Consider the following 17,843-nt stretch of genomic DNA (forward strand, 5'->3'; position numbering starts at 1 on the left):
ACCCTGTAGCCGCTACAGGCTCAAGCGGAATTTGCATGAAAGAATGAAAAGGGGATGCCATGCGTATCGGAGAACTGGCCAAACGGACAGATTGTGACGTGGAAACCGTGCGTTACTATGAAAAGGCGGGCTTGCTGCAGGAACCGGGCCGCAACAGCGCCGGCTACCGCGAGTACCGGGAAGAACACCAGGAGCGGCTGCAATTCATCCGCCATTGCCGCTCCCTGCAGATCGGCTTGACGGATATCCGTGCCTTGCTGGAATTCAAGAACAATCCTGCGGAAGGTTGCCAGAGCGTCAATGAATTGCTCGACCACCATATTCTGCGCATTGCCGAACAGATGGCGAACCTGCAAACCCTGCAGCAGCAACTGGTGACCCTGCGCCATCAGTGCGACCAGCCGCAGCCGTCGCAAGACTGCGCGATTTTGCAAAACCTGTCCGAGGCGGCCAGCGGCCACGACTGCGCCTGCCATACCGAACTTCATTGAACCGATTGCTGCATGTTGAAACTGTTGCCTAAAAAAACTTTATTGACCTTATCCCTGCTGTCGCCGCTGAGCCATGCCGCCGATGCCCCTGCCGCAGCCGGCCACTACCTGACTTTGTACGCCGTGCCCGGCGTGCCGCAAAACGATGATCCGTATACCTGGAGCACGCTTGGCGGCAAGCAGCTGACGAAAGGCGTGACCAAGGCGGACGGCCGTGCCTATGTCAAGGGGGAGGAGGGGGAAGACACGTATATTCTGAAAACTGTCAGCATGCGCTGGCAGCTGAAGGTTCCCGCCGAATGCTGGCAGGGCGCCCCTGACGCCTTCCAGCAATGCATGCAACTGGCCAAAACCATGAGCCGCTATGATGAAGAGCAGGATGCGCTCAAGCTGGCGGAGCAGCAGAAGGAAGCCAGGATGCAGGCCAGGATCGCGGCCTACGCGGTGGCGGCCAGGGCCAACGACGATGCGCTGGCCTGGCTGGGGCGTTTGCCTTCGAGCTGGACCCTGGAAGGCTATGGCAAACGCCTGCTGGGAATCGGCGACAAGATCGCCAGGCACATCGCCGACGAAGTCCCGCAGGACGGGCCGGATGCACGCCAGTTCGTCTGCCGCGCGCCCGCCTACTATGGCCCCGTGCCGGACCAGGCCTTTGTTGAAGCCTGGATGGCATTGCCGGATGACGCGCGCAAGGTGCGGGCCGGCCCGGCCTGGGATGCGCTGGTGGAGGCAGGCGGGAAAGGCAACTGGATGGCCCGCCTTGAACTGTATTACGCCTTGTCCAGCGGCAAGGTCAGCGAATTGAGCCTGCTGGAACAGTACCGCATCGTGCAATTGATGGAATGGCTGCACAAGAAGAAGGTCGGCGGTCTGTACAGCTATTTCAGCGCCGCCATCCCGGCTGCGCCAGGTGGCAACTACCATGCCGCCTGGCGCAGGCAAGATCAGGTTTTCCTGTATTCCGCCCTGCTGGGTGATTACCATCAGCAATACCGCATGGGCAATGTCTTGCAGCGGGACACGGACCCCGCGCTGGTCGAGGCAGGCAAGGCCATGCAGGCCTGCGCCCAAGCCGCCATGCCGCACCGCCGCTAACGCGCCAGCAAGGGCGGGCCACCATCACCCAGGCGGAAGGCGTCGACCACGCGCAATAAATCGCGCGCCTGGTCCTGCATGCTTTGCGCGGCGGCGGCCGATTGCTCGACGAGGGCGGCATTACGCTGGGTCAATTCGTCCATTTCCGTGATGGCATTGTTGACTTCCTCGATGCCCTTGCTCTGACGCTGGCTGGCCGCCGTGATGTCGTTCATGATTTCCGTCACCTGCTGGACGGAGGCGACGATATCTCCCATGGTGCGCCCGGCGCTGTCGGCCAGTTCGCTGCCCGTTTCTATCCTGGCAACGGAATCCTCGATCAGCTGCTTGATTTCACGCGCCGCCGTGGCCGATCGCTGCGCCAGGCCCCGCACTTCGGTGGCGACGACGGCAAAGCCGCGCCCCTGTTCGCCTGCGCGCGCCGCTTCCACGGCCGCGTTCAAGGCGAGGATATTCGTCTGGAACGCGATGCCGTCGATGACGGCGATGATATCGACGATGCGCCCGGAACTGGCCTTGATCGAGCCCATCGTTTCGACCACCTGGCCCACGACGCGGCCGCCTTCCAGCGCCACGTTCGAGGTCGACAGCACCATCTGGTTGGCCTGGTGCGCGTGACTGGCATTCTCGCGCACGGTATCGGTCAAGGCATGCATGGACGTGGCCGTTTCCTGCAAGGAATGGGCTTGCGACTCGGTGCGGGCCGACAAGTCGGCATTGCCGAGCGCGATTTCACTCGCTTCCACCGTGATGGTGGAGCCCGCCTGGCGGATGTCGCCCAACAAGGTGTTCCAGTTTTTCAGCACGGTGGCCAGGGCGCGTGACAGCTTGCCCACCTCGTCGTCACCCTGCGCCTCGATGCGCGTGGTCAGGTCGCCGGCAGCCAGCGATTCGGCGGCGCGGCAAGCATCATCGATGGGCCGCACCACGGAGCGCGCCACCCACGTGGCGATCAGGGCCAGCAGGGCAAAGCCGATGACCATGGTACCCAGCGACAGCCAGCCGGCCCGCTGGCCCGCATTCTTGGTATCCTGCAACGCATCGACTGTGCGGTGATCGAGGTTGAGCAGCACCTGGCGCAATTGCCCTCGCACTTGCTGGTAGTGTCCGGCGGCATTTTGCATCGCGGCCACGCCCGTATTCGGGTCCATGGACGCCAGGTCCAGCGCCTGTGCCACGCTGGCACGGTAGCGCTCGATGCCCGGCAGCGCCTGGCCCGCTTCCGTGGCGGCGCCCGAGAATTTCTGCAGTTCCTTCAAGCCTTGCGCAATGGCGTTCAGCTGGCCATCCGTTTGTGCGCCGAATTGCTTGAACTGTTCGTCCGACAGGCTGGCCGCGATGGCAATCTTCGCGTACACGTCGGCGTGCACCTGGCCCAGGGCAATGGCTTGCTGGTTCGCAAGCCGTTCGGCCGTCAGGGTGACGTCTTTCAATTCGCGCATGCGCTGCTCGTTCTGCTGCATGGCGAAGTAGGACAAGGCCCCCATGGCCAGCAGGCAAGCCAGCGCGACCACCGGGACGATCAACATCTTCTGTGCGATTTTCATCGGAAGCCCTATCGTCAAGAGATCGGAAAACCATCCCGGTGCTGGCGGCGCGGCGGCCGGCTACAGGTAGATGCCGCCGCAGACGACGGTCTCGGCCAGCTTTTCGCAATACATCACTTTCGGCTCGATTTTCTTGGTTTCCGGATTCGTGAATTTGTATTCCTGCCAGAACGTGCCCTTGCTCTTGGCCAAGTCGACTCGTTCCTTGACGAAAGCCTTGCCATCGATATCCTTCAATTCGATCAGGTTCTTGCCCACCATTTTCGGGTTGGCGCCATGCGCGACGACCGTGCCGTCGAGTTTATAGACGACCAGGTACAGGTCGTGCAGGATGAATTGCGGCGACTTGGCCGTGATTTCGCCATACGCCTTGGCGTCGCCAGCGCTCTTGATGTAGGCCACGCCTTTCTTGACCATGGCTTCGGCATCGGGGCGCGTGGCGCCGCCTTCGGCAGCGCTGGCGATACCAGGCAAGGTAGCGGCGGCAAGCATGAGCGGCAGGCAAATGGCAGGGGCGAACTTGGGCATGAAAATCTCCTTCACATTGCGGCAGAGGGACGCCGGCGGGGAACCGGTGCGGTAGGGAAAGTGCTGATGGTTCATGGTAGCGCGATGCCAGCGGGCATGCGCTGGTGCAACAGTTTTTTTTGCGTGGGGCGTTTTTGCAACGCTGCGTGCAGCTTGCAAAAACGCTGTTTTCAGAGGAGAAACGGTGCTGAAGGCTATCGATACGCTAGTGTGGCATCCGCGCCGCGCGCTACCAGTCGGCCGGGTCTTCCGCCGCCGCGCGCGCCAGGTCGTCGCGCCAGTCCTGCTGCGCCAGTCGGTAGATATCGGCAAAGAAGGCGCGCGGGTCGTCCATCTCGTCCCACAGGGCCGGCAGCGCATGCGTGCTTTCGGGGTCATGTTCGAGGATGGCCTGGAAATCGTAAGCAGGGTCTTGCAAGGCCTGCGCCAGCACGGCCACCAGCGCGTGGCGGTGGCGGTAGCCGAGTTCCTTGTATTGCGACGTGATGTCGCGCCGTATCAGCGCCGCGCGCTGGGCGGGATCGTTCATGTCCCAGGCATTCAGCTCCACGCCCAGGGTTTCTTCGCGGTCATACACGTCAAAGGGACCGAGGAAATGGTGCAAGGTGGGAAGGTAGGGGGCGTCGCTCCAAGGGCCGCGCAATCCTTTTTGCTGTTGCATGATGGCTCGCCCTTTTACGCGCACTCGGGCAAGGTCCAGCCTTCATACCCGAGGTCGGTCGGGTAGATGGCGCGGTTCTGGCCCCAGCGGGCATGGTCGAGAATGCCGTCTTCATGCATGTCCAGCACCCATTCCGTGCTTTCCAGCAGGGTGCCATCCTTGTGATACACGCGGAAGAAGGTGGAGGTGCTGAGGGCGCGCACGATGTTCTGCGGCACGCCGTTGCCGTAATGCGGCACATAGGTCTTGATCACGCACGTGCCCTGATCGTTCCACTGCTGTGCATAGACGGTGGCATTGCGCGCCGCGCTCACCTTGATGAATAGCCAGCCTGCCAACACAATGATGAGCAGGAAGGCGGCGGCGATCAGGCCGGTTTTCTTGAGTAGCTGCATGAGGTCATGGCATGGCCAAAAACGAAGTTGCCGCATTGTATGTCAAGAGCGGAAATACTTGCTGTACAGCACGTACTGCAAGTATTTCCCCGCGTATGGCTGTCTATTTCGCCAACGTCGCCTGCAGGGCGTTCGCCATTTCCAGGTGATGTTGCAGCGCTGGCAAGGTTTTGACGGCAAAGGCCTTGATGTCGGGATCGCTGGCTTTCTGGCTGGCGTCCGTAAACAGTTTCACGGCTTCCTTGTGCGCCGCCACGCCGATGCTGGCCGCATATTCCTTGTCGAAAGGATGGCCTTCCAGGCGGCTCAGCCTGTCGATCTGCGCCTTGTGTTTGGCGCCGGGCTGGTCGCTGACCTCGATTTGCTTGCTGCTGGCCAGCTGTTTCAGCTCCTCAGCCACTTTCGTGTGGTCAGTGACCATGGCGTCGGCGAATTTCTTCACCTCCCCATTGCTGCTCTTGCTTTGCGCCACTTTGCTGGCAGCAATTTCCGTGCTGCCAGCATCGGCGGCCTTGCTGAGGAATTGCTTGTCGTACGCACCCGGCGCGGCAGCGGCGATGCTGTTGATGGCGATGCCGCTCAGGAGCGCCACGGCGGCGCCGATGGCCACGCTTTTCAGGGAGGGAGTACGCGAACTGGTGGTAGAGATAGGCATGGGAAATCCTTTCATATCATGAGTGCATGCATGGTTTTTTCTGCAAGCTGATGACAATGTTAAGCCCACAGCCTGCGCACACCCATAGGACAGCCACGACCATGCCCGTAGGACTAGTCCTGTTCGTTAGCGCACAATTCGACTTGTTTGAGAGCAAACAAAGCGGCAATGCCCGCATCGCGGCGCCAGGCGGGCATGCCGATATCGAGCCATTCTGCCATCGCGTCCAGGTGGGAAGGCTCCGAGACGCTGTGTTCGAGTTCGTCGAGCACCGTGTCGCGGTCGATATACAGGCTGTCCAGCCAGGCGTCGAAGGATGGCGCCAGCTCCATCATTCCGTGGGCCCGCTTGCCTGTCCAGTCCGGCAACTCCTGCACATAGGCCAGTACCCGGCCGCCGCCTTCCTCCGTCAGGTCCAGGTAGACCATGGAATTGCCGCCATCGCGGGCAAATGGCAGGATGCGCACCGGCATGCCCGTATTCTCGCGTTCGGAGCGGATTTCGCCCACCAAGGTTTCATCGCAGAAATCGCCTTCGTCAGCGCTGAAGAAGGTATTGAAGCCCATTTTTTCCACGCCGCCATTGCCGTCAGGCACATCGCAGGTGTAATCAAAATAAGCGCCATTGGCCACTTGCAAGAACGCGAGGAAGGCCGCCGGCAAGGGCGCTTCCAGCAAGGCTTCGATGGCGGCGATCTGCTGCGCCGTGGGGGCAGGCTTGGCGCCTTGCAGTGCCAGGTGGCGGTATTGCATGTAGTAGTTGCTCATTGATTCTCCTTATTATGTACTGGCGCCGCATCGTCGCAGCCCGTCTCCACCTTGGCCAGCGCATCGGCGAGGCCGGCGCGCAGCACGGCCATCGAGCGGGCCTTGTCATCGATCTGGGCAATTTTCGTTTCCAGCATCGCTCGTTTGGTGGCCGTATCGAGCGCATTTTCCTGCCATACAGCAATGACTTCGGCGATTTCCTTCAAGGTAAAGCCCAGCGCCTTGGCGTGGCCGATCAGCTCGATGCGCCGCAGCGCCTGCGCCGAATATTCCTTGTAGTTATTCGTCAAGCCCGGCTGCGGCGCTTCATCCAGCAGACCCTGGCGCTCGTAAAAACGCACCGTGTCCTTGCTCACGCCCGTCAGACGGGTGATTTCTCCGATGCGCATAGTTTTTTGACTTTCTACTCATTTGCGTCCCACGCTTGACCGTGGACTAAGGTCGACAGTTTACAGTGAATTTCCCTTCACTACGATTCAATTGCCATGACCGCATTCAATTTCACCAAGCAGACCGTGCTGATCACGGGTGCCTCGTCCGGCATCGGCCGCGTCTTCGCGGAAACCCTGGCCGCGCGCGGCGCCCATTTGCTGCTGCTGGCCCGTTCCGGCGCGGTGCTCGACAGCCTGGCCAAGGAACTTTCCCAGCGCCACGGCATCCGCGCGCATGCGCTGGTGGCCGACCTGGGCCTGCCCGGCGCCGCAGCACAAGCCCACGCGCAAGCCTGCGCGCTGGGCATGCCGCCCGATGTACTGATCAATAATGCGGGTTTCGCCACGCACGGCCGCTTCGAAAGCATCGATCTCGCGCGCCAGGGGCTTGAGGTGGCCGTCAATTGCACGGCCCTCATGGAACTGACGCACTGCGCCTTGCCGCACATGCTGGCAAAAGGGCGGGGCGCCATCATCAATGTGGCGTCCACGGCGGCCCTGCAACCCGATCCCTACATGGCCGTGTATGGCGCCAGCAAGGCTTTCGTGCTGTCGTTTTCGGAAGCCCTGTGGGCCGAAAATCGCAGGCGCGGCGTGCGCGTGCTGGCCCTGTGCCCGGGCGCCACGGAAACGGCCTTTTTCGACGTGGTGGCGGCACCCGAAGCGGCCGTGGGCAAGCGCATGGATCCGCAAGCCGTCGTCGATGAAGCGCTGCGCGCGCTGGACCGGGGCCGCAGCAGCCATGTGGCAGGCAGGCCGAACCGGCTGCTGGCCTGGCTGCCGCGCTTGCTGCCGCGCCAGACCGTGCTGGGGATCGTGGAAGGCATGCTCAAGCCGAAGGCGGCGTAGGCTTCAGAAGGCCATGGTGGCGGACATGGCTGGCGCGGTCAGCATGGCTTGCCGCTGCGCATGGTGCCTATTTGATGGCGTCATTGACAAAAACGTCGTCGAGGTTGCGCGGTTCGCGCGCGACCTTGCCCGTGCGTTCGAAGCGGAAACGCGCAGACATCGCGTACGCAGCCTTGCGCACGCGCATGATGGAACCGAGCGGCCGGTGCGCCAGCAGGCCATGCCAGGGACTGAAGGCCATGCCGTCATCGACGGCACGCGACAGGGCCTCGCTCCAGCCCGCCTGCGGCTGGGCCGTGATGCGCGCCACGGGCAGATACGGGCTGTCTGCCTCGGGCCAGGCGACGGACGCGTCTTCCAGCGGCATGCTGGCGATATCGCGGCACAGCTGGATACGCACTTCCCAGGTGGCCGCATGGCGGGCAAAGTAGGCCACGACGGCGTCGCGCAAGCCATTCGGTTTGCCATCCAGGTCAACAGGCGCACCTTTCAGGGCTGACAGTTCCGGCAACACGGGCACCAGCGCCACCTTGGCCATGTAGACGCCATATAAAATGGGCGCCTGGCTATAGTAGGTTTCGCCCAGCACATGGGTTTCCGGATGGCCACCCAGGCTTTTCAGCGTACCGCTTTCGCCACCCACGGCTTCGAGCGCCTTTTCCGCTCCCTGCAGTACGGTCGACAGCGCCTGTTTCAGGCGCGGGACTTTATCCGTGGTGCTGGCCAGCAGCTTCAGGCTGCCGAGGAACTTTTTCGCGCTGGGTGCGAGGAAGGCGGGACCGTTGACGAGCACGAAATCCTGCGTGCTGGCGGGCTCCGTGCCATCGTCCGGTTCCAGGCTGGACAGCTGCGTGCCCGGTACGCCGATCACTTTGATGGCCATGCCACGCGGCACGGACACCTTGTCGTCAAGCATGTCGCCAGGGATGGTGGAGATGCGCATGACCACATCGTAGCTGGCCGGCGTGGCAAACAGGCCTTGCGCCAGCTCGGGCGCCAGGCCATCGAGTACCTGCAGGCGGGCGCGCAGCAAGCCGTGGCTTTTCGCATGCACGCTGCGCGTGGCATGGCCCGAGTCGGCATAGGTAGTGGCGGAAATGCCGTGCAGGGTCTGCAGCAGCTGCGCGCACGTCTCCTGCTCGCCGTCTTCTTCAAACTCGTAGCGCGGCTCGTAGGGCAGGGGCGGGCGTGGAATGGCGAACATGGCTTTTCCTTGTGATGGGTGAGTGTGCCCCCATCATTGCCGCCAACGCCACATCCTTCTGTTTGCTGGCATACACTGGCCCCTAAATACCTGCCGATGCCGCCTTTTGCGCCACGAAAGCGGCCGTCCGGTAGGGCACGCTGATGCTGTCCCGCCCGCGCAATGCCGGCTCCGAGGCGATCATCTGGCGAATTTCGTCGTCGATGCGCTGGCGTTCCTGCGGCGGCAAGGCGGCAATAAAACTGGTGGAGCGCACGCGGTTGAACAGCACGTCTTCGGCCGTGCCCGTATGCTCCTGGGAAAATTGTGTTTCCTGTAAGTGCGTCAGCCCCGCGTGGGGGAAGACGTGGCGCCAGGCGCCCGTGTAGTAGCGGGGCGTGTCGCCCTCGACACGGTTGACGATGGCGTCCAGGCTGGCCACCCAGGGCACGCTGGCGTCGCGCAGATTCCACACCAGGCCCAGCCTGCTGCCAGGCTTGAGCACGCGCAAGATCTCGTCGAGCGCCGCAGAGGTGGCGAACCAGTGGAAGGCTTGCGCGCAAACCACGGCATCGACCGAGGCGTCGGGCAGGGGAATGGCCGTTGCCGTGCCTGCCAGGGCCTGGACTTGCGGCAAGGTTGCGGACAATGTCGCCAGCATGGCCGGCACGGGTTCCACGGCGATGACCGTGGCGCCCGTGTCCAGCAGGCGCGGCGTGAACTTGCCCGTGCCGGCGCCCAGGTCCAGCACGGTTGTGCCCGGCCCCAGGCCCAGGCTATCCTTCAGCCAGACCGACACTTCCGGCGGATAATCGGGCCGGCCCTTGACGTAGCTGGCGGCTGCCGTGGCGTAACCGTCGGCTGCCGCGTGATGGATGTTGCTGCTCATGCAAGACTCCTCGGATGGTCGTGGCATGAGCGTAGCAGATTCCGCACTGGATGGCGCTTCAGTAGCGCGCATCCCTGGGCTTGCCGCCCTTCGGCCAATCCTTGACCTTGTCGGGGAAGTCCGGGCGCGGCATATGCGTAAAATATTCGGCCACGTCGACGGCATCCTGGTCGGACAGATTGCCTTGCCCCAGCGGGAATTTCTGGCCGTGGCCCATCACCATATTGGCCTTGACGAAGCCGGCCGCCGTGTAAGTGCGGGCCATGCCGGCGCCGATATTGAAGGAACGGTCGCCCCACAGCGGCGGGAAGGCTACCACGCCATTGGCGCCCTTGATGCCCTCGCCATTTGCGCCATGGCAGACGGCGCATTGCTCGGCATATACTTTTTTGCCATGCACGGGATCGGGCAGCAGATTGCGGTCGATCTTCGCCACGCCGCGTCCCGCCACCTTGTCGTTCGCCTGCGTGGCGCCCTTCATCCAGTCGATATAGGCGACCATCGCCTGCAGGTCGGGGCCGTCCACGGGCAGCGGCTTGCCGTGCATCGAGCGGCGGAAGCAGCCATTGATGCGCTCGCCCAGGCTGATGATCTTGCCGGCGCGCGGCGCTTCTGACGGGAAGAAGGCGGAAATGCCGAGGAAGGGCGAACCGTTGGCCACCGTGCCGCCATTCAGGTGGCAGCTGCTGCAATTGAGGTCGTTGCCCACGTTTTGCGGCAGGCGGGCGCGTGTTTCCGTCATCAGCTGCATGCCATGGATCAATTGGCTGGCATTCGGATCGGCCGTCAGGGCCGCGAAGCGGGGCGTGACGAAGCCGCCCGCGTCCGGCGCCTTGAGCTTGAGCTCCTTGCGCACCTTGGCGATCTGCGCAGGCGTGACGGGGGCGCCTTGATTGCCCCACTTGCCGCGCACAAAGGTGAGGATTTCCGCCAGTTCCGTGTCCGACAGGCGGTCATACGCGGGCATGCCGAAGGAGCGGGGCGAATGCTGCGTGACGGCCGACTGCCAGCCCGTCAGCGCGATATGGATGACGGAGGTGGCATCCTTCGACTGCACCGAGTCGTTCTGCGCCAGCGGCGGGAAGATGTTGTCCACGCCACGGCCGTCGCGGCGGTGGCAGGTGGCGCAAAACTGCAGGTAGCCGAGGCCGCCGCGCGTGTTGTACAGGGCGTCGTTGCTGGCCGCCACGAGGGGCGCCGTTTTCTTCGGCGGCGCGGCTGCCCCATTCTTGGCCGGCAAACTGTGCAGGTAATGCGCCAGCGCATCGAGGTCGCCATCCGTGAAGTACTGCGTGCTGTGCGTGATGACTTCCGTCATGCTGCCGGCCGCCGTGCCGAAGCTGTTGCGGCCCGTCTTGAGCAATTGCACGATGTCGCCCGGCGTCCACAGGCTGCGCAGGTTCACCGCATGCCAGCCGTCGAAGGTGAAGCCGGACAGGTAGTGCTTGCCGCCGCTGCCATCCTGGCCCATGGTCTTTTCCTGGAAAGCCACGCCGCGCGGCGTGTGGCAAGAGCCGCAATGGCCAAGGCCCTGGGCCAGATAGCTGCCGCGGTTCCACATGGCCGACTTGGCGCTGTCGGGCTTGAACGGCGCGTCGTCGAGGAAGACGGCATTCCACAGCGACAGGCCCCAGCGCATGCTGAACGGCCATTTCATGTCCGTTTCGCGGTTTTGCTGCGCCACGGGCGCCACGCCGCGCTGCAAATAGGCGTACAGCGCCTGCATGTCGTCGGGCGTGATCTTGGCGTAGGAAGGGTAGGGCATGGCCGGATACAGGTTGTGCCCGTCCGCCGCCACGCCCTTGCGCATGGCGCGGTCGAATTGCGCGAAGGTGTACGTGCCCAGGCCCGTCTTGGCGTCCGGCGTGATATTCGTGCTGTAGATGGTGCCGAACGGCGTCTTGAGCTCCAGGCCGCCGGCCATGGCGGCGCCGTTCGGGCTGGTGTGGCAGGCCACGCAGTCGCCCAGGCGGGCGACATATTCGCCGCGCTTGATCAGCTCGGCCGAGGCGGCGGGTTTGGACGGCGCCGCGGCGGGCGCGGCCCAGGCGCCGGCGCAGAAGGCCAGCATGCCCAGGAACATGACGGCAAGCCGGCCAAACAGCGAGGGGGAGGAAGCAGGAGGGCGGCGCGAGCCGCGATGCAGGATGGAAATGGCGTTCATGGTGACCCTTTATTATTACGCGCAAGCTTACGCAGTCGTCACCACGGCGAACATTGGGAGTTTCTTTCGATCGACTAGGTAATTTTGCCTAGTGTTTTGAGATGGAAAATCGTGTAAGCCAACTTACAAGCTGGCCATGATGCGCTCACGCAGCCAGCGGTGCGCCGGGTCCAGGTGCATGCGCTCGTGCCAGACCATGGCCATGTCGTAATCGGGCAGGGTGACGGGCGGTTCCCACGTACGCAAGCCGTCCAGCGCATTCTTCAGCAGGCGCGACGGCAGCAAGGCCACCATGTCGGATACGGCCAGCAGGGGAGGCACGATGAGGAAGTGCGGCACGGACAGCACCACCTTGCGCGTGCGCCCCAGCTGTTCCAGGGCCGTATCGACGTTGCTGCGAAAACCCCCGCCGTTGGGCGAGACGACGATGAATTCCAGCGCGCAAAACTGCTCGAGGTCGGGCGGCGTTTGCAGCAGCGGGTGGTCGCGGCGGCCCGCCAGCACATAGTGCTCGGTGAACAGGGTGCGATGGCGCAAGCCGGGCGGCGCTTCTTCCTGGGCCAGAAAGCCCAGGTCGACCTGGCCGCTTTCCAGGTCGTGCGCCATGCGCGCCGGCACGGCTTCGAAGACGGCCATGCGCGACAGCGGCGCCTGCGCGCGCAGGGCTGGCAGCATCGGCAGCAGGATCGCATACTCGGTGGCATCGGCCGCCGCCAGGTTCCAGCATACCTCGGCCGTGGCTGGCTCGAACGCCTGTTCCGGCTGCAAGACTTGTTCCAGCTGGGCCAGCACGGCTTGCAAGGGCGCGAACAGGGCCAGCGCCCGCGCCGTGGGCAGCATGCCGCGCGGGCCGGGCAAGAGCAGCGGATCGTCGAAAGCGGCTCGCAGCTTGCCCAGTTGCACGCTGACGGACGGCTGGCTCAGGTGTAGCCGCGCCGCCGCCCGCGTGACATTGCGCTCGATCAACAGCGCATTCAGGGTCAGCAGCAGATTCAAGTCCAGCTTACGCAAATTGTTCATGGCTATACCTTGTATATCAACTATTCATTTCCACTATGATAGCGCAAGCCCTAGAGTAGTTCCTGTGATCTCCACTCCTCATCCATTACAGGAATAAACTGATGCAACTCCATGAATATACAAGCTTTGATGGTCTGGGATTGGCCCAGCTGCTGCGCGACGGCGACGTCTCGGCCGTCGAATTGCACGACGCGGCCGTACGCGCCTGCGCCGCCGTCAACCCGCAGATCAACGCCGTGGTCGAGCTGTGGCCGGCGGATTTGACTGCCATCGACAGCTCAGCGCCGTTCGCCGGCGTGCCATTTTTGATCAAGGACGTGGCCGTCACCATGGCCGGCCAGCGCAGCGAAGCGGGCAGCCGCCTGGGCGCCGGCCATGTCGCCGCGCTGGACTCCCACCTGATGACGCAGTTTCGCGCCGCCGGCTTGGCGACGTTCGGCCGCACGAGCACGCCGGAAATGGCGTTTGCCACTACCACGGAACCCGTGCTGTACGGCGCCACGCGCAATCCCTGGAATTTGGGATTGAGCGCCGGCGGCTCCAGCGGCGGCGCGGCGGCGGCCGTGGCGGCCGGCATCGTGCCGCTGGCCCATGCGACGGATGCGGCCGGTTCCATCCGCGTGCCGGCCGCGTCGACTGGCCTGTTCGGCTTCAAACCGAGCCGGGGACGGGTGTCGAACGGTCCCGCCATGGACGAGATCTTCAGTGGCCTGGGCGTGCAGCTGGGCGTGAGCCGCACGGTGCGCGACAGCGCCGCCTTGCTCGATGCCGTGCAGGCAATCCTGCCGGGCGAGCCGTATCTGACGAGTCCGCCCAGCCACAGCTGGCTGTCGCAGGTGAGCGCGGCGCCGGGCAAGCTGCGCATCGCCGTGCAGCGCGCCGCCTGCAATGACGCCCATCCCGTGCCCGCCGTCGACGCCGCGCTGGACACCACCATGCGCCTGCTGCAAAGCCTGGGCCACCACGTGGAAGAAGTGCAAGCCGCGCTGGGCGTGTCGTGGGAAGCGTTCGTGCACGCGAATGCCAGTATCTGGTGCGCCAACCTGGTGCCGTGGATCGATGCCCTGGCGCAAGAGAGCGGGCGCGCCGTGTCGCTGGACAACCTCGAAGCGGCGACCCTGGCCTGTTACCGCCATGGCCAGACGATCTCTGCCGTCGATTTCGTGGCGGCCCTCGACGTGCGCAACACCGTCACGCGCCACGCTGGCGCCTTGTTTGGCAAGTACGACGTCTTGCTGACGCCTACCATGCCAGATGTACCGTGGCCGCTGGGCCGCTATGGCGAAAAGGAGGAACAGCTTGACGGTGTTGGCTGGACGGCGCGCCTGTTCGAGCATTCGCCGTACACGCCGCTGGCGAACGTGGCGGGCTTGCCAGCCATGTCCGTGCCCTTGGGCATGTCGGATGACGGTTTGCCGATCGGCATGCAGTTCATGGCCGGCTACGCCAAGGATGGCGTGCTGCTGCGCCTGGCTGGCCAACTGGAGCGGGCGGCGCCGTGGGTGCAAAGGCGGCCGCCCGTGTGGGCAGGTAATTAAGGAGGGGGATTACAGCGCGGCGAGGCGGGCCGCACCGCGGCTTTCCAGGCGAAAGCGGACTTTTCCCCACAGCCGGTCGTGGAAGGGCAGGACGATCACGTTGCAGATCGGCTCGACCACGGCCAGGAAGCCGCCAAAGGCCATCGAACCCGTGGCCCAGTACATGACGCCGAAGGCCACGCCCATGTGCAGGGCTGTCTGGCTGAGCTTTTCGCCGGCCAGTGCGGCAATGCCCAGGCGGCTGGCGGCGTAGCGGCGGCGGATCGCGTGCCAGGCTTTTTCGTGCCATGGCAGCAGGGCAACATTAATGACCGGTTCGATGATTGCGGCCAAGCCACCGATTGCCAGGGATCCCGTCAGCAAGTAGGCGAGACCGAAGGCGATCGACATATGCGTGCAGACCTGGCTGAATGTTTTGATGGCTGTAAACAAGGGATGCTCCTCTCTGTTGAATTCGCTTATCCTTGACGTAGATAGTAACGATTCTCATTTACAAAAGAAAGTAAAATATTTCAACTGAATCCATAGATTAAGACTATGAATTGAGAAATATCAATTGTCCTTACTGGATTATGGATGGCGTCAGGCACGCGCGGGGGAGGGGAGATGCTTCGCCAGGGCATGTGCTGCGCATGTGAGCAGCAAGGCTCCCATGCGCAGTCGGGCAAAGGCTGTTACGGCAGGGTCTTCAGCACATTCTTCGTCGGCACGGAGAAATTATAGTTGTCGTGGCGGTCCCAGTTGATCGACCACGTCATCACGCCGCGGAAGTCCGGATACGCCTGCAGCGGCTTGATGGTGCCGCAGTTGAGCAGGCGCGTCAGGCAATTCAGGGCATTGCTGACGTCGGCATTCGTCGTGAAGCCCGAACCGGCCGAGCTGCGCCCCGACGGCACGCCGAAGCCCACCTGGTCCGGACGCAGGCCGGCGAAGGTATTTCCGCCATAATTGAATCCCTCGATCAACATGCGCGCCGTGGCCACCAGCTGGTCGGCCGAACCCGCCTTGATGGCGCCCGTCGCGTACGGCGTGTAGATGTCGCCATTGTTGTAGTACTGCGGGTGCAGCACCGTCAGCTCGCTGCGCAAGGCGTTGATGATGGGAATGTAGGCGCCCCAGATGCTGCCATAGCTCGTGTATCCCCCTTCCACATACACCCATTCGGGCGCCATCGACAGGTAAAAGCTGTTGCCGACCTTGGTTTTCAGGTTTTTCACGGCGATCGGCAGATAGGTCTGGATGGCCGCGCCTTGCGCCACGCCATTTTCCAGGTCCAGGTCGATACCGTCGAAGCCATACTTGGTGATGATGGCGTACAGGCTGTTGGTGAAATTGGTCGCTTCGGCCGTATTGCCGACGGAAACGGAACCGTTCTGTCCGCCCAGCGACAGGATGACTTTCTTGCCCTTGGCCCGCTTGGCCGCCACGTCGGCGATGAATTGCGCTTCCGTGCCCGCGCCCGGATCGATGGTCAGGCTGACATTGCCGCCGCCCGCGTTGTCGCCGAATGAGACGACGATCACATCCCAGTCATCGCTGACCTGGCTGATCGGATACGTGGCGCCGCTGGGGTTGGTGAAGTTGTGCCAGTAGCCGATCAGCGCGTGCTTGGCCAGGCCGGTGGGCGTTGGAGTAGGCGTTGGAGTAGGCGTTGGTGTCGGGGTCGGCGTTGGGGTAGGCGTCGGTGTCGGGGTGGGAGTCGGCGTAGGTGTTGGGGTAGGCGTCGGGGTAGGAGTCGGCGTGCCGCAGTCTCCCACCGCCGTCCAGGGCTGGCCGCTGCCGGCGCCGCCGCTGCTGGTCGAAGGATTATTGCCTTGCGTCCACCAGTTGGCCGTGTAATTGACGTTGTTGTAGCTGGCCTTGCCGCCGCCATTGTAGGCAGTGCCGCTGTTCCACGGCGTGTAGCAGGCGACTGCTTCCGTCGAGGCTGCCAACAGCTGGCTCGCGCCTGCGCTGGATCCATCGCCGCCGCCACCGCAGGCGGCCAGCGTGCCGCCGAAGAGGGTAAGGATGAGGGTATTCATGACTGTCCGGTTCACTTGCATCTCCTTGTGTGTTTTTAGTATGGCCGGGCGGCTGGACACCGTCCGCCGTTTCAGAGTGCAAGCATTACAAGTGGTAGTCAACTGGTTTTATTCATTGCGCAAGATCACAATACCAGTTGTGGCGTTGCCCCATTAGATGGGCGATGCGAGCCATACCAGTGCCTGTTTTCCAGTGCGCTGGTATGGTGTCCGGAATGGTGCCGGGAGCAGGGCGGGGAAGGGAGGAGGACGCCAGGCAAAGTCTATGGCACCGTTTCCTTGCGCAAATCAGCATACGGCACGCGCGACAGGTCCAGCCGCATTTGCGTCAAGGCCACCGTCTGGCGCTGCATCAGGCGGTAGTCCAGCGTAGGGTATGCGAGTGTTGAGACTTCTCATGCAAAATGGGCGGCAAATGCCTGATTTCATTGATATTGCTGGCATTGGAAATACTGGCCACGGGCAATAACTTACCACCAGGCCAGGCGCTGATCCCGCGCGCCTCATCAGGCAATGTCTCTTTTTCAAGGGTTCCATGTTCCGCTCCTGAAAGAAAACCTGTAACTTCCTGCATGGCAGCGTGTCATGACGAAAGCGGAAATAATGAAAAAGATACTGATACTGGGTGCAGGCGGACAGGTGGCGCAGTGGGTCATCCGTGCCTTGGCGGGCCGTGAGGACATCGCCTTGACGCTGTTGTTGCGCAATCCCGGCAAGCTGCCTACGCCAGTCCCGTCCAATGGCAGCGTGCTGGCCGGCGACGTGCTGGACCAGCCATTGCTGCGGCAAACGATGCCCGGTCACGATCTGGTCTACGCCAATCTGGTGGGCGACGACATGGAAGACCAGGCCAACAGCATCATTGCCGCCATGCGGGCATCCAGTGTCGGGCGCCTGGTTTTCGTCCTGTCGATGGGCATCTATGATGAAGTTCCCGGCAAGTTCGGCGCATGGAACAACGCCAGGCTGGCAGAACACCTGAAACCATTCCGCCGCGCCGCCGACGCCATCGAAGCGTCCGGCCTGGCATACACCATCGTGCGTCCAGCCTGGATGACGGACGAAGACGAAGTCGACTACGAACTGACCACGCGCCACGCGCCATTCAAAGGCACCGTGGTGTCGCGCAGGAGCGTGGCAGACCTGATCGCCAGCATCATCGAAGCGCCAGACTTGCACCTGCATGCCAACCTGGGCGTGAACAAACCAAACACGGACGGGGACAAGCCGTATTTCATGTAGCTTGTCCAAGCGAAGATATCCAGCGGCCACGACAGCGGCGCGCAGATGGGGAAAATCGCATTTGCGATTGGGGAGTTGGCAAAATGGGGGTTTTCTCAAAAACCTCCATAACTTCGCATAATTTATATTATGTCAAATGTAAGACGGAGAGTGGAATGTACTATTGGTAGTTCAAGTGCGGCAGCTGAAGTACGCCGACAGCATTTTGAGTACTCCAGCGACAGCATTGTAGGTACTCTGGGACTTCCATCTGAAAAAGATCAACTTACTGTCGTGGCAATCTAAGGATGAAAAAGATCAACTTGTTGTCGCACAATGCCTCGAACAATCACCTATATCAGTAAGTAAGCCGACATAATTCTCT

Annotated in this window: 19 protein-coding genes; 5 read left to right on the plus strand and 14 right to left on the minus strand. The window is 62.7% G+C overall.

Going from position 1 to position 17,843, the window contains the following annotated elements:
- Positions 1–59: 59 nt before the first annotated feature.
- A complete protein-coding gene (gene cadR, locus LSO07_RS15520) occupies positions 60–491 on the plus strand; it encodes a Cd(II)/Pb(II)-responsive transcriptional regulator (protein ID WP_034787498.1) in 432 nt (143 codons plus the stop codon).
- A gap of 42 nt (positions 492–533) precedes the next feature.
- Entirely contained in the window at positions 534–1,586 is a 1,053-nt protein-coding gene (locus tag LSO07_RS15525; protein ID WP_151095222.1) for a hypothetical protein, read from the plus strand.
- Here the strand turns inward: LSO07_RS15525 and LSO07_RS15530 are convergent.
- The 7 genes from LSO07_RS15530 to LSO07_RS15560 all read right to left on the minus strand — a co-directional run bounded on the left by LSO07_RS15530 (position 1,583) and on the right by LSO07_RS15560 (position 6,528).
- Entirely contained in the window at positions 1,583–3,133 is a 1,551-nt protein-coding gene (locus LSO07_RS15530) for a methyl-accepting chemotaxis protein (protein ID WP_225317316.1), read from the minus strand. The genes LSO07_RS15525 and LSO07_RS15530 overlap by 4 nt on opposite strands.
- A gap of 60 nt (positions 3,134–3,193) precedes the next feature.
- Positions 3,194–3,661: a cache domain-containing protein gene (locus LSO07_RS15535; protein WP_080753727.1), complete on the minus strand. Its 468-nt coding sequence runs from the start codon at positions 3,659–3,661 to the stop codon at positions 3,194–3,196.
- 229 nt (positions 3,662–3,890) lie between these two features.
- Positions 3,891–4,322 carry a hypothetical protein gene (locus LSO07_RS15540; RefSeq protein ID WP_151095224.1) on the minus strand — a complete coding sequence of 144 codons (432 nt, stop codon included), beginning with the start codon at positions 4,320–4,322 and terminating at the stop codon, positions 3,891–3,893.
- A gap of 14 nt (positions 4,323–4,336) precedes the next feature.
- Positions 4,337–4,717, minus strand: coding sequence for a hypothetical protein (locus tag LSO07_RS15545; protein WP_034787511.1), 381 nt, complete (start codon positions 4,715–4,717; stop codon positions 4,337–4,339).
- A 103-nt stretch (positions 4,718–4,820) separates the two neighbouring features.
- Complete coding sequence (locus LSO07_RS15550) at positions 4,821–5,372, minus strand: DUF4142 domain-containing protein (protein WP_191909689.1); 552 nt, start codon at positions 5,370–5,372, stop codon at positions 4,821–4,823.
- A gap of 113 nt (positions 5,373–5,485) precedes the next feature.
- Complete coding sequence (locus LSO07_RS15555) at positions 5,486–6,139, minus strand: SMI1/KNR4 family protein (RefSeq protein WP_099393658.1); 654 nt, start codon at positions 6,137–6,139, stop codon at positions 5,486–5,488.
- Entirely contained in the window at positions 6,136–6,528 is a 393-nt protein-coding gene (locus LSO07_RS15560) for a MerR family transcriptional regulator (RefSeq protein WP_099393659.1), read from the minus strand. The genes LSO07_RS15555 and LSO07_RS15560 overlap by 4 nt, the downstream gene beginning before the upstream one ends.
- A 96-nt stretch (positions 6,529–6,624) precedes the next feature.
- Here LSO07_RS15560 and LSO07_RS15565 point away from each other — a divergent pair, with 96 nt between their 5' ends.
- Positions 6,625–7,419: an SDR family NAD(P)-dependent oxidoreductase gene (locus LSO07_RS15565; protein ID WP_151095228.1), complete on the plus strand. Its 795-nt coding sequence runs from the start codon at positions 6,625–6,627 to the stop codon at positions 7,417–7,419.
- Positions 7,420–7,486: 67 nt separating this feature from the next.
- On the opposite strand, the gene LSO07_RS15570 is transcribed toward LSO07_RS15565, so the two are convergent.
- From LSO07_RS15570 to LSO07_RS15585, 4 genes are all read right to left on the minus strand, one after another.
- Positions 7,487–8,623: a catalase family protein gene (locus LSO07_RS15570; protein ID WP_151095230.1), complete on the minus strand. Its 1,137-nt coding sequence runs from the start codon at positions 8,621–8,623 to the stop codon at positions 7,487–7,489.
- Between the two features lie 82 nt (positions 8,624–8,705).
- The gene (locus tag LSO07_RS15575) at positions 8,706–9,491 is read right to left on the minus strand and encodes a class I SAM-dependent methyltransferase (RefSeq protein ID WP_151095232.1); all 786 of its coding nucleotides are present in this window, start codon (positions 9,489–9,491) and stop codon (positions 8,706–8,708) included.
- Between the two features lie 58 nt (positions 9,492–9,549).
- A complete protein-coding gene (locus LSO07_RS15580; RefSeq protein ID WP_225317460.1) occupies positions 9,550–11,562 on the minus strand; it encodes a c-type cytochrome in 2,013 nt (670 codons plus the stop codon).
- 216 nt (positions 11,563–11,778) lie between these two features.
- Positions 11,779–12,675, minus strand: coding sequence for a LysR family transcriptional regulator (locus LSO07_RS15585; RefSeq protein ID WP_151095234.1), 897 nt, complete (start codon positions 12,673–12,675; stop codon positions 11,779–11,781).
- A gap of 101 nt (positions 12,676–12,776) precedes the next feature.
- Between LSO07_RS15585 and LSO07_RS15590 the strand changes: the two genes are divergently transcribed.
- Positions 12,777–14,213 (plus strand): amidase, encoded by a 1,437-nt coding sequence (locus LSO07_RS15590; protein WP_151095236.1) that lies wholly within the window; start codon positions 12,777–12,779, stop codon positions 14,211–14,213.
- 9 nt (positions 14,214–14,222) lie between these two features.
- On the opposite strand, the gene LSO07_RS15595 is transcribed toward LSO07_RS15590, so the two are convergent.
- The 3 genes from LSO07_RS15595 to LSO07_RS15605 form a co-directional block, all read right to left on the minus strand.
- The gene (locus tag LSO07_RS15595; protein ID WP_151095238.1) at positions 14,223–14,645 is read right to left on the minus strand and encodes a DUF2061 domain-containing protein; all 423 of its coding nucleotides are present in this window, start codon (positions 14,643–14,645) and stop codon (positions 14,223–14,225) included.
- A gap of 242 nt (positions 14,646–14,887) precedes the next feature.
- Positions 14,888–16,237 carry a chitinase gene (locus LSO07_RS15600; protein ID WP_225317317.1) on the minus strand — a complete coding sequence of 450 codons (1,350 nt, stop codon included), beginning with the start codon at positions 16,235–16,237 and terminating at the stop codon, positions 14,888–14,890.
- Positions 16,238–16,589: 352 nt separating this feature from the next.
- A complete protein-coding gene (locus LSO07_RS15605; RefSeq protein ID WP_151095240.1) occupies positions 16,590–16,811 on the minus strand; it encodes a hypothetical protein in 222 nt (73 codons plus the stop codon).
- Between the two features lie 29 nt (positions 16,812–16,840).
- Between LSO07_RS15605 and LSO07_RS15610 the strand changes: the two genes are divergently transcribed.
- Positions 16,841–17,479 carry an NAD(P)H-binding protein gene (locus LSO07_RS15610; RefSeq protein ID WP_151095242.1) on the plus strand — a complete coding sequence of 213 codons (639 nt, stop codon included), beginning with the start codon at positions 16,841–16,843 and terminating at the stop codon, positions 17,477–17,479.
- Positions 17,480–17,843 lie beyond the last annotated feature (364 nt).

Source organism: Janthinobacterium sp. PLB04 (assembly GCF_021165895.1).
Lineage (GTDB): Bacteria > Pseudomonadota > Gammaproteobacteria > Burkholderiales > Burkholderiaceae_D > Janthinobacterium > Janthinobacterium lividum.

Coding starts and splice junctions, on each gene's coding strand:
- cadR (WP_034787498.1), top strand. CDS start 60: ATGCGTATCGGAGAACTGGCCAAACGGACAGATTGTGACGTGGAAACC.
- LSO07_RS15555 (WP_099393658.1), bottom strand. CDS start 6,139: ATGAGCAACTACTACATGCAATACCGCCACCTGGCACTGCAAGGCGCC.
- LSO07_RS15585 (WP_151095234.1), bottom strand. CDS start 12,675: ATGAACAATTTGCGTAAGCTGGACTTGAATCTGCTGCTGACCCTGAAT.
- LSO07_RS15575 (WP_151095232.1), bottom strand. CDS start 9,491: ATGAGCAGCAACATCCATCACGCGGCAGCCGACGGTTACGCCACGGCA.
- LSO07_RS15580 (WP_225317460.1), bottom strand. CDS start 11,562: ATGCTGGCCTTCTGCGCCGGCGCCTGGGCCGCGCCCGCCGCGGCGCCG.
- LSO07_RS15590 (WP_151095236.1), top strand. CDS start 12,777: ATGCAACTCCATGAATATACAAGCTTTGATGGTCTGGGATTGGCCCAG.
- LSO07_RS15605 (WP_151095240.1), bottom strand. CDS start 16,811: ATGCAGGAAGTTACAGGTTTTCTTTCAGGAGCGGAACATGGAACCCTT.
- LSO07_RS15560 (WP_099393659.1), bottom strand. CDS start 6,528: ATGCGCATCGGAGAAATCACCCGTCTGACGGGCGTGAGCAAGGACACG.
- LSO07_RS15530 (WP_225317316.1), bottom strand. CDS start 3,133: ATGAAAATCGCACAGAAGATGTTGATCGTCCCGGTGGTCGCGCTGGCT.
- LSO07_RS15565 (WP_151095228.1), top strand. CDS start 6,625: ATGACCGCATTCAATTTCACCAAGCAGACCGTGCTGATCACGGGTGCC.
- LSO07_RS15570 (WP_151095230.1), bottom strand. CDS start 8,623: ATGTTCGCCATTCCACGCCCGCCCCTGCCCTACGAGCCGCGCTACGAG.
- LSO07_RS15545 (WP_034787511.1), bottom strand. CDS start 4,717: ATGCAGCTACTCAAGAAAACCGGCCTGATCGCCGCCGCCTTCCTGCTC.
- LSO07_RS15600 (WP_225317317.1), bottom strand. CDS start 16,237: ATGAATACCCTCATCCTTACCCTCTTCGGCGGCACGCTGGCCGCCTGC.
- LSO07_RS15535 (WP_080753727.1), bottom strand. CDS start 3,661: ATGCCCAAGTTCGCCCCTGCCATTTGCCTGCCGCTCATGCTTGCCGCC.
- LSO07_RS15550 (WP_191909689.1), bottom strand. CDS start 5,372: ATGCCTATCTCTACCACCAGTTCGCGTACTCCCTCCCTGAAAAGCGTG.
- LSO07_RS15610 (WP_151095242.1), top strand. CDS start 16,841: ATGAAAAAGATACTGATACTGGGTGCAGGCGGACAGGTGGCGCAGTGG.
- LSO07_RS15540 (WP_151095224.1), bottom strand. CDS start 4,322: ATGCAACAGCAAAAAGGATTGCGCGGCCCTTGGAGCGACGCCCCCTAC.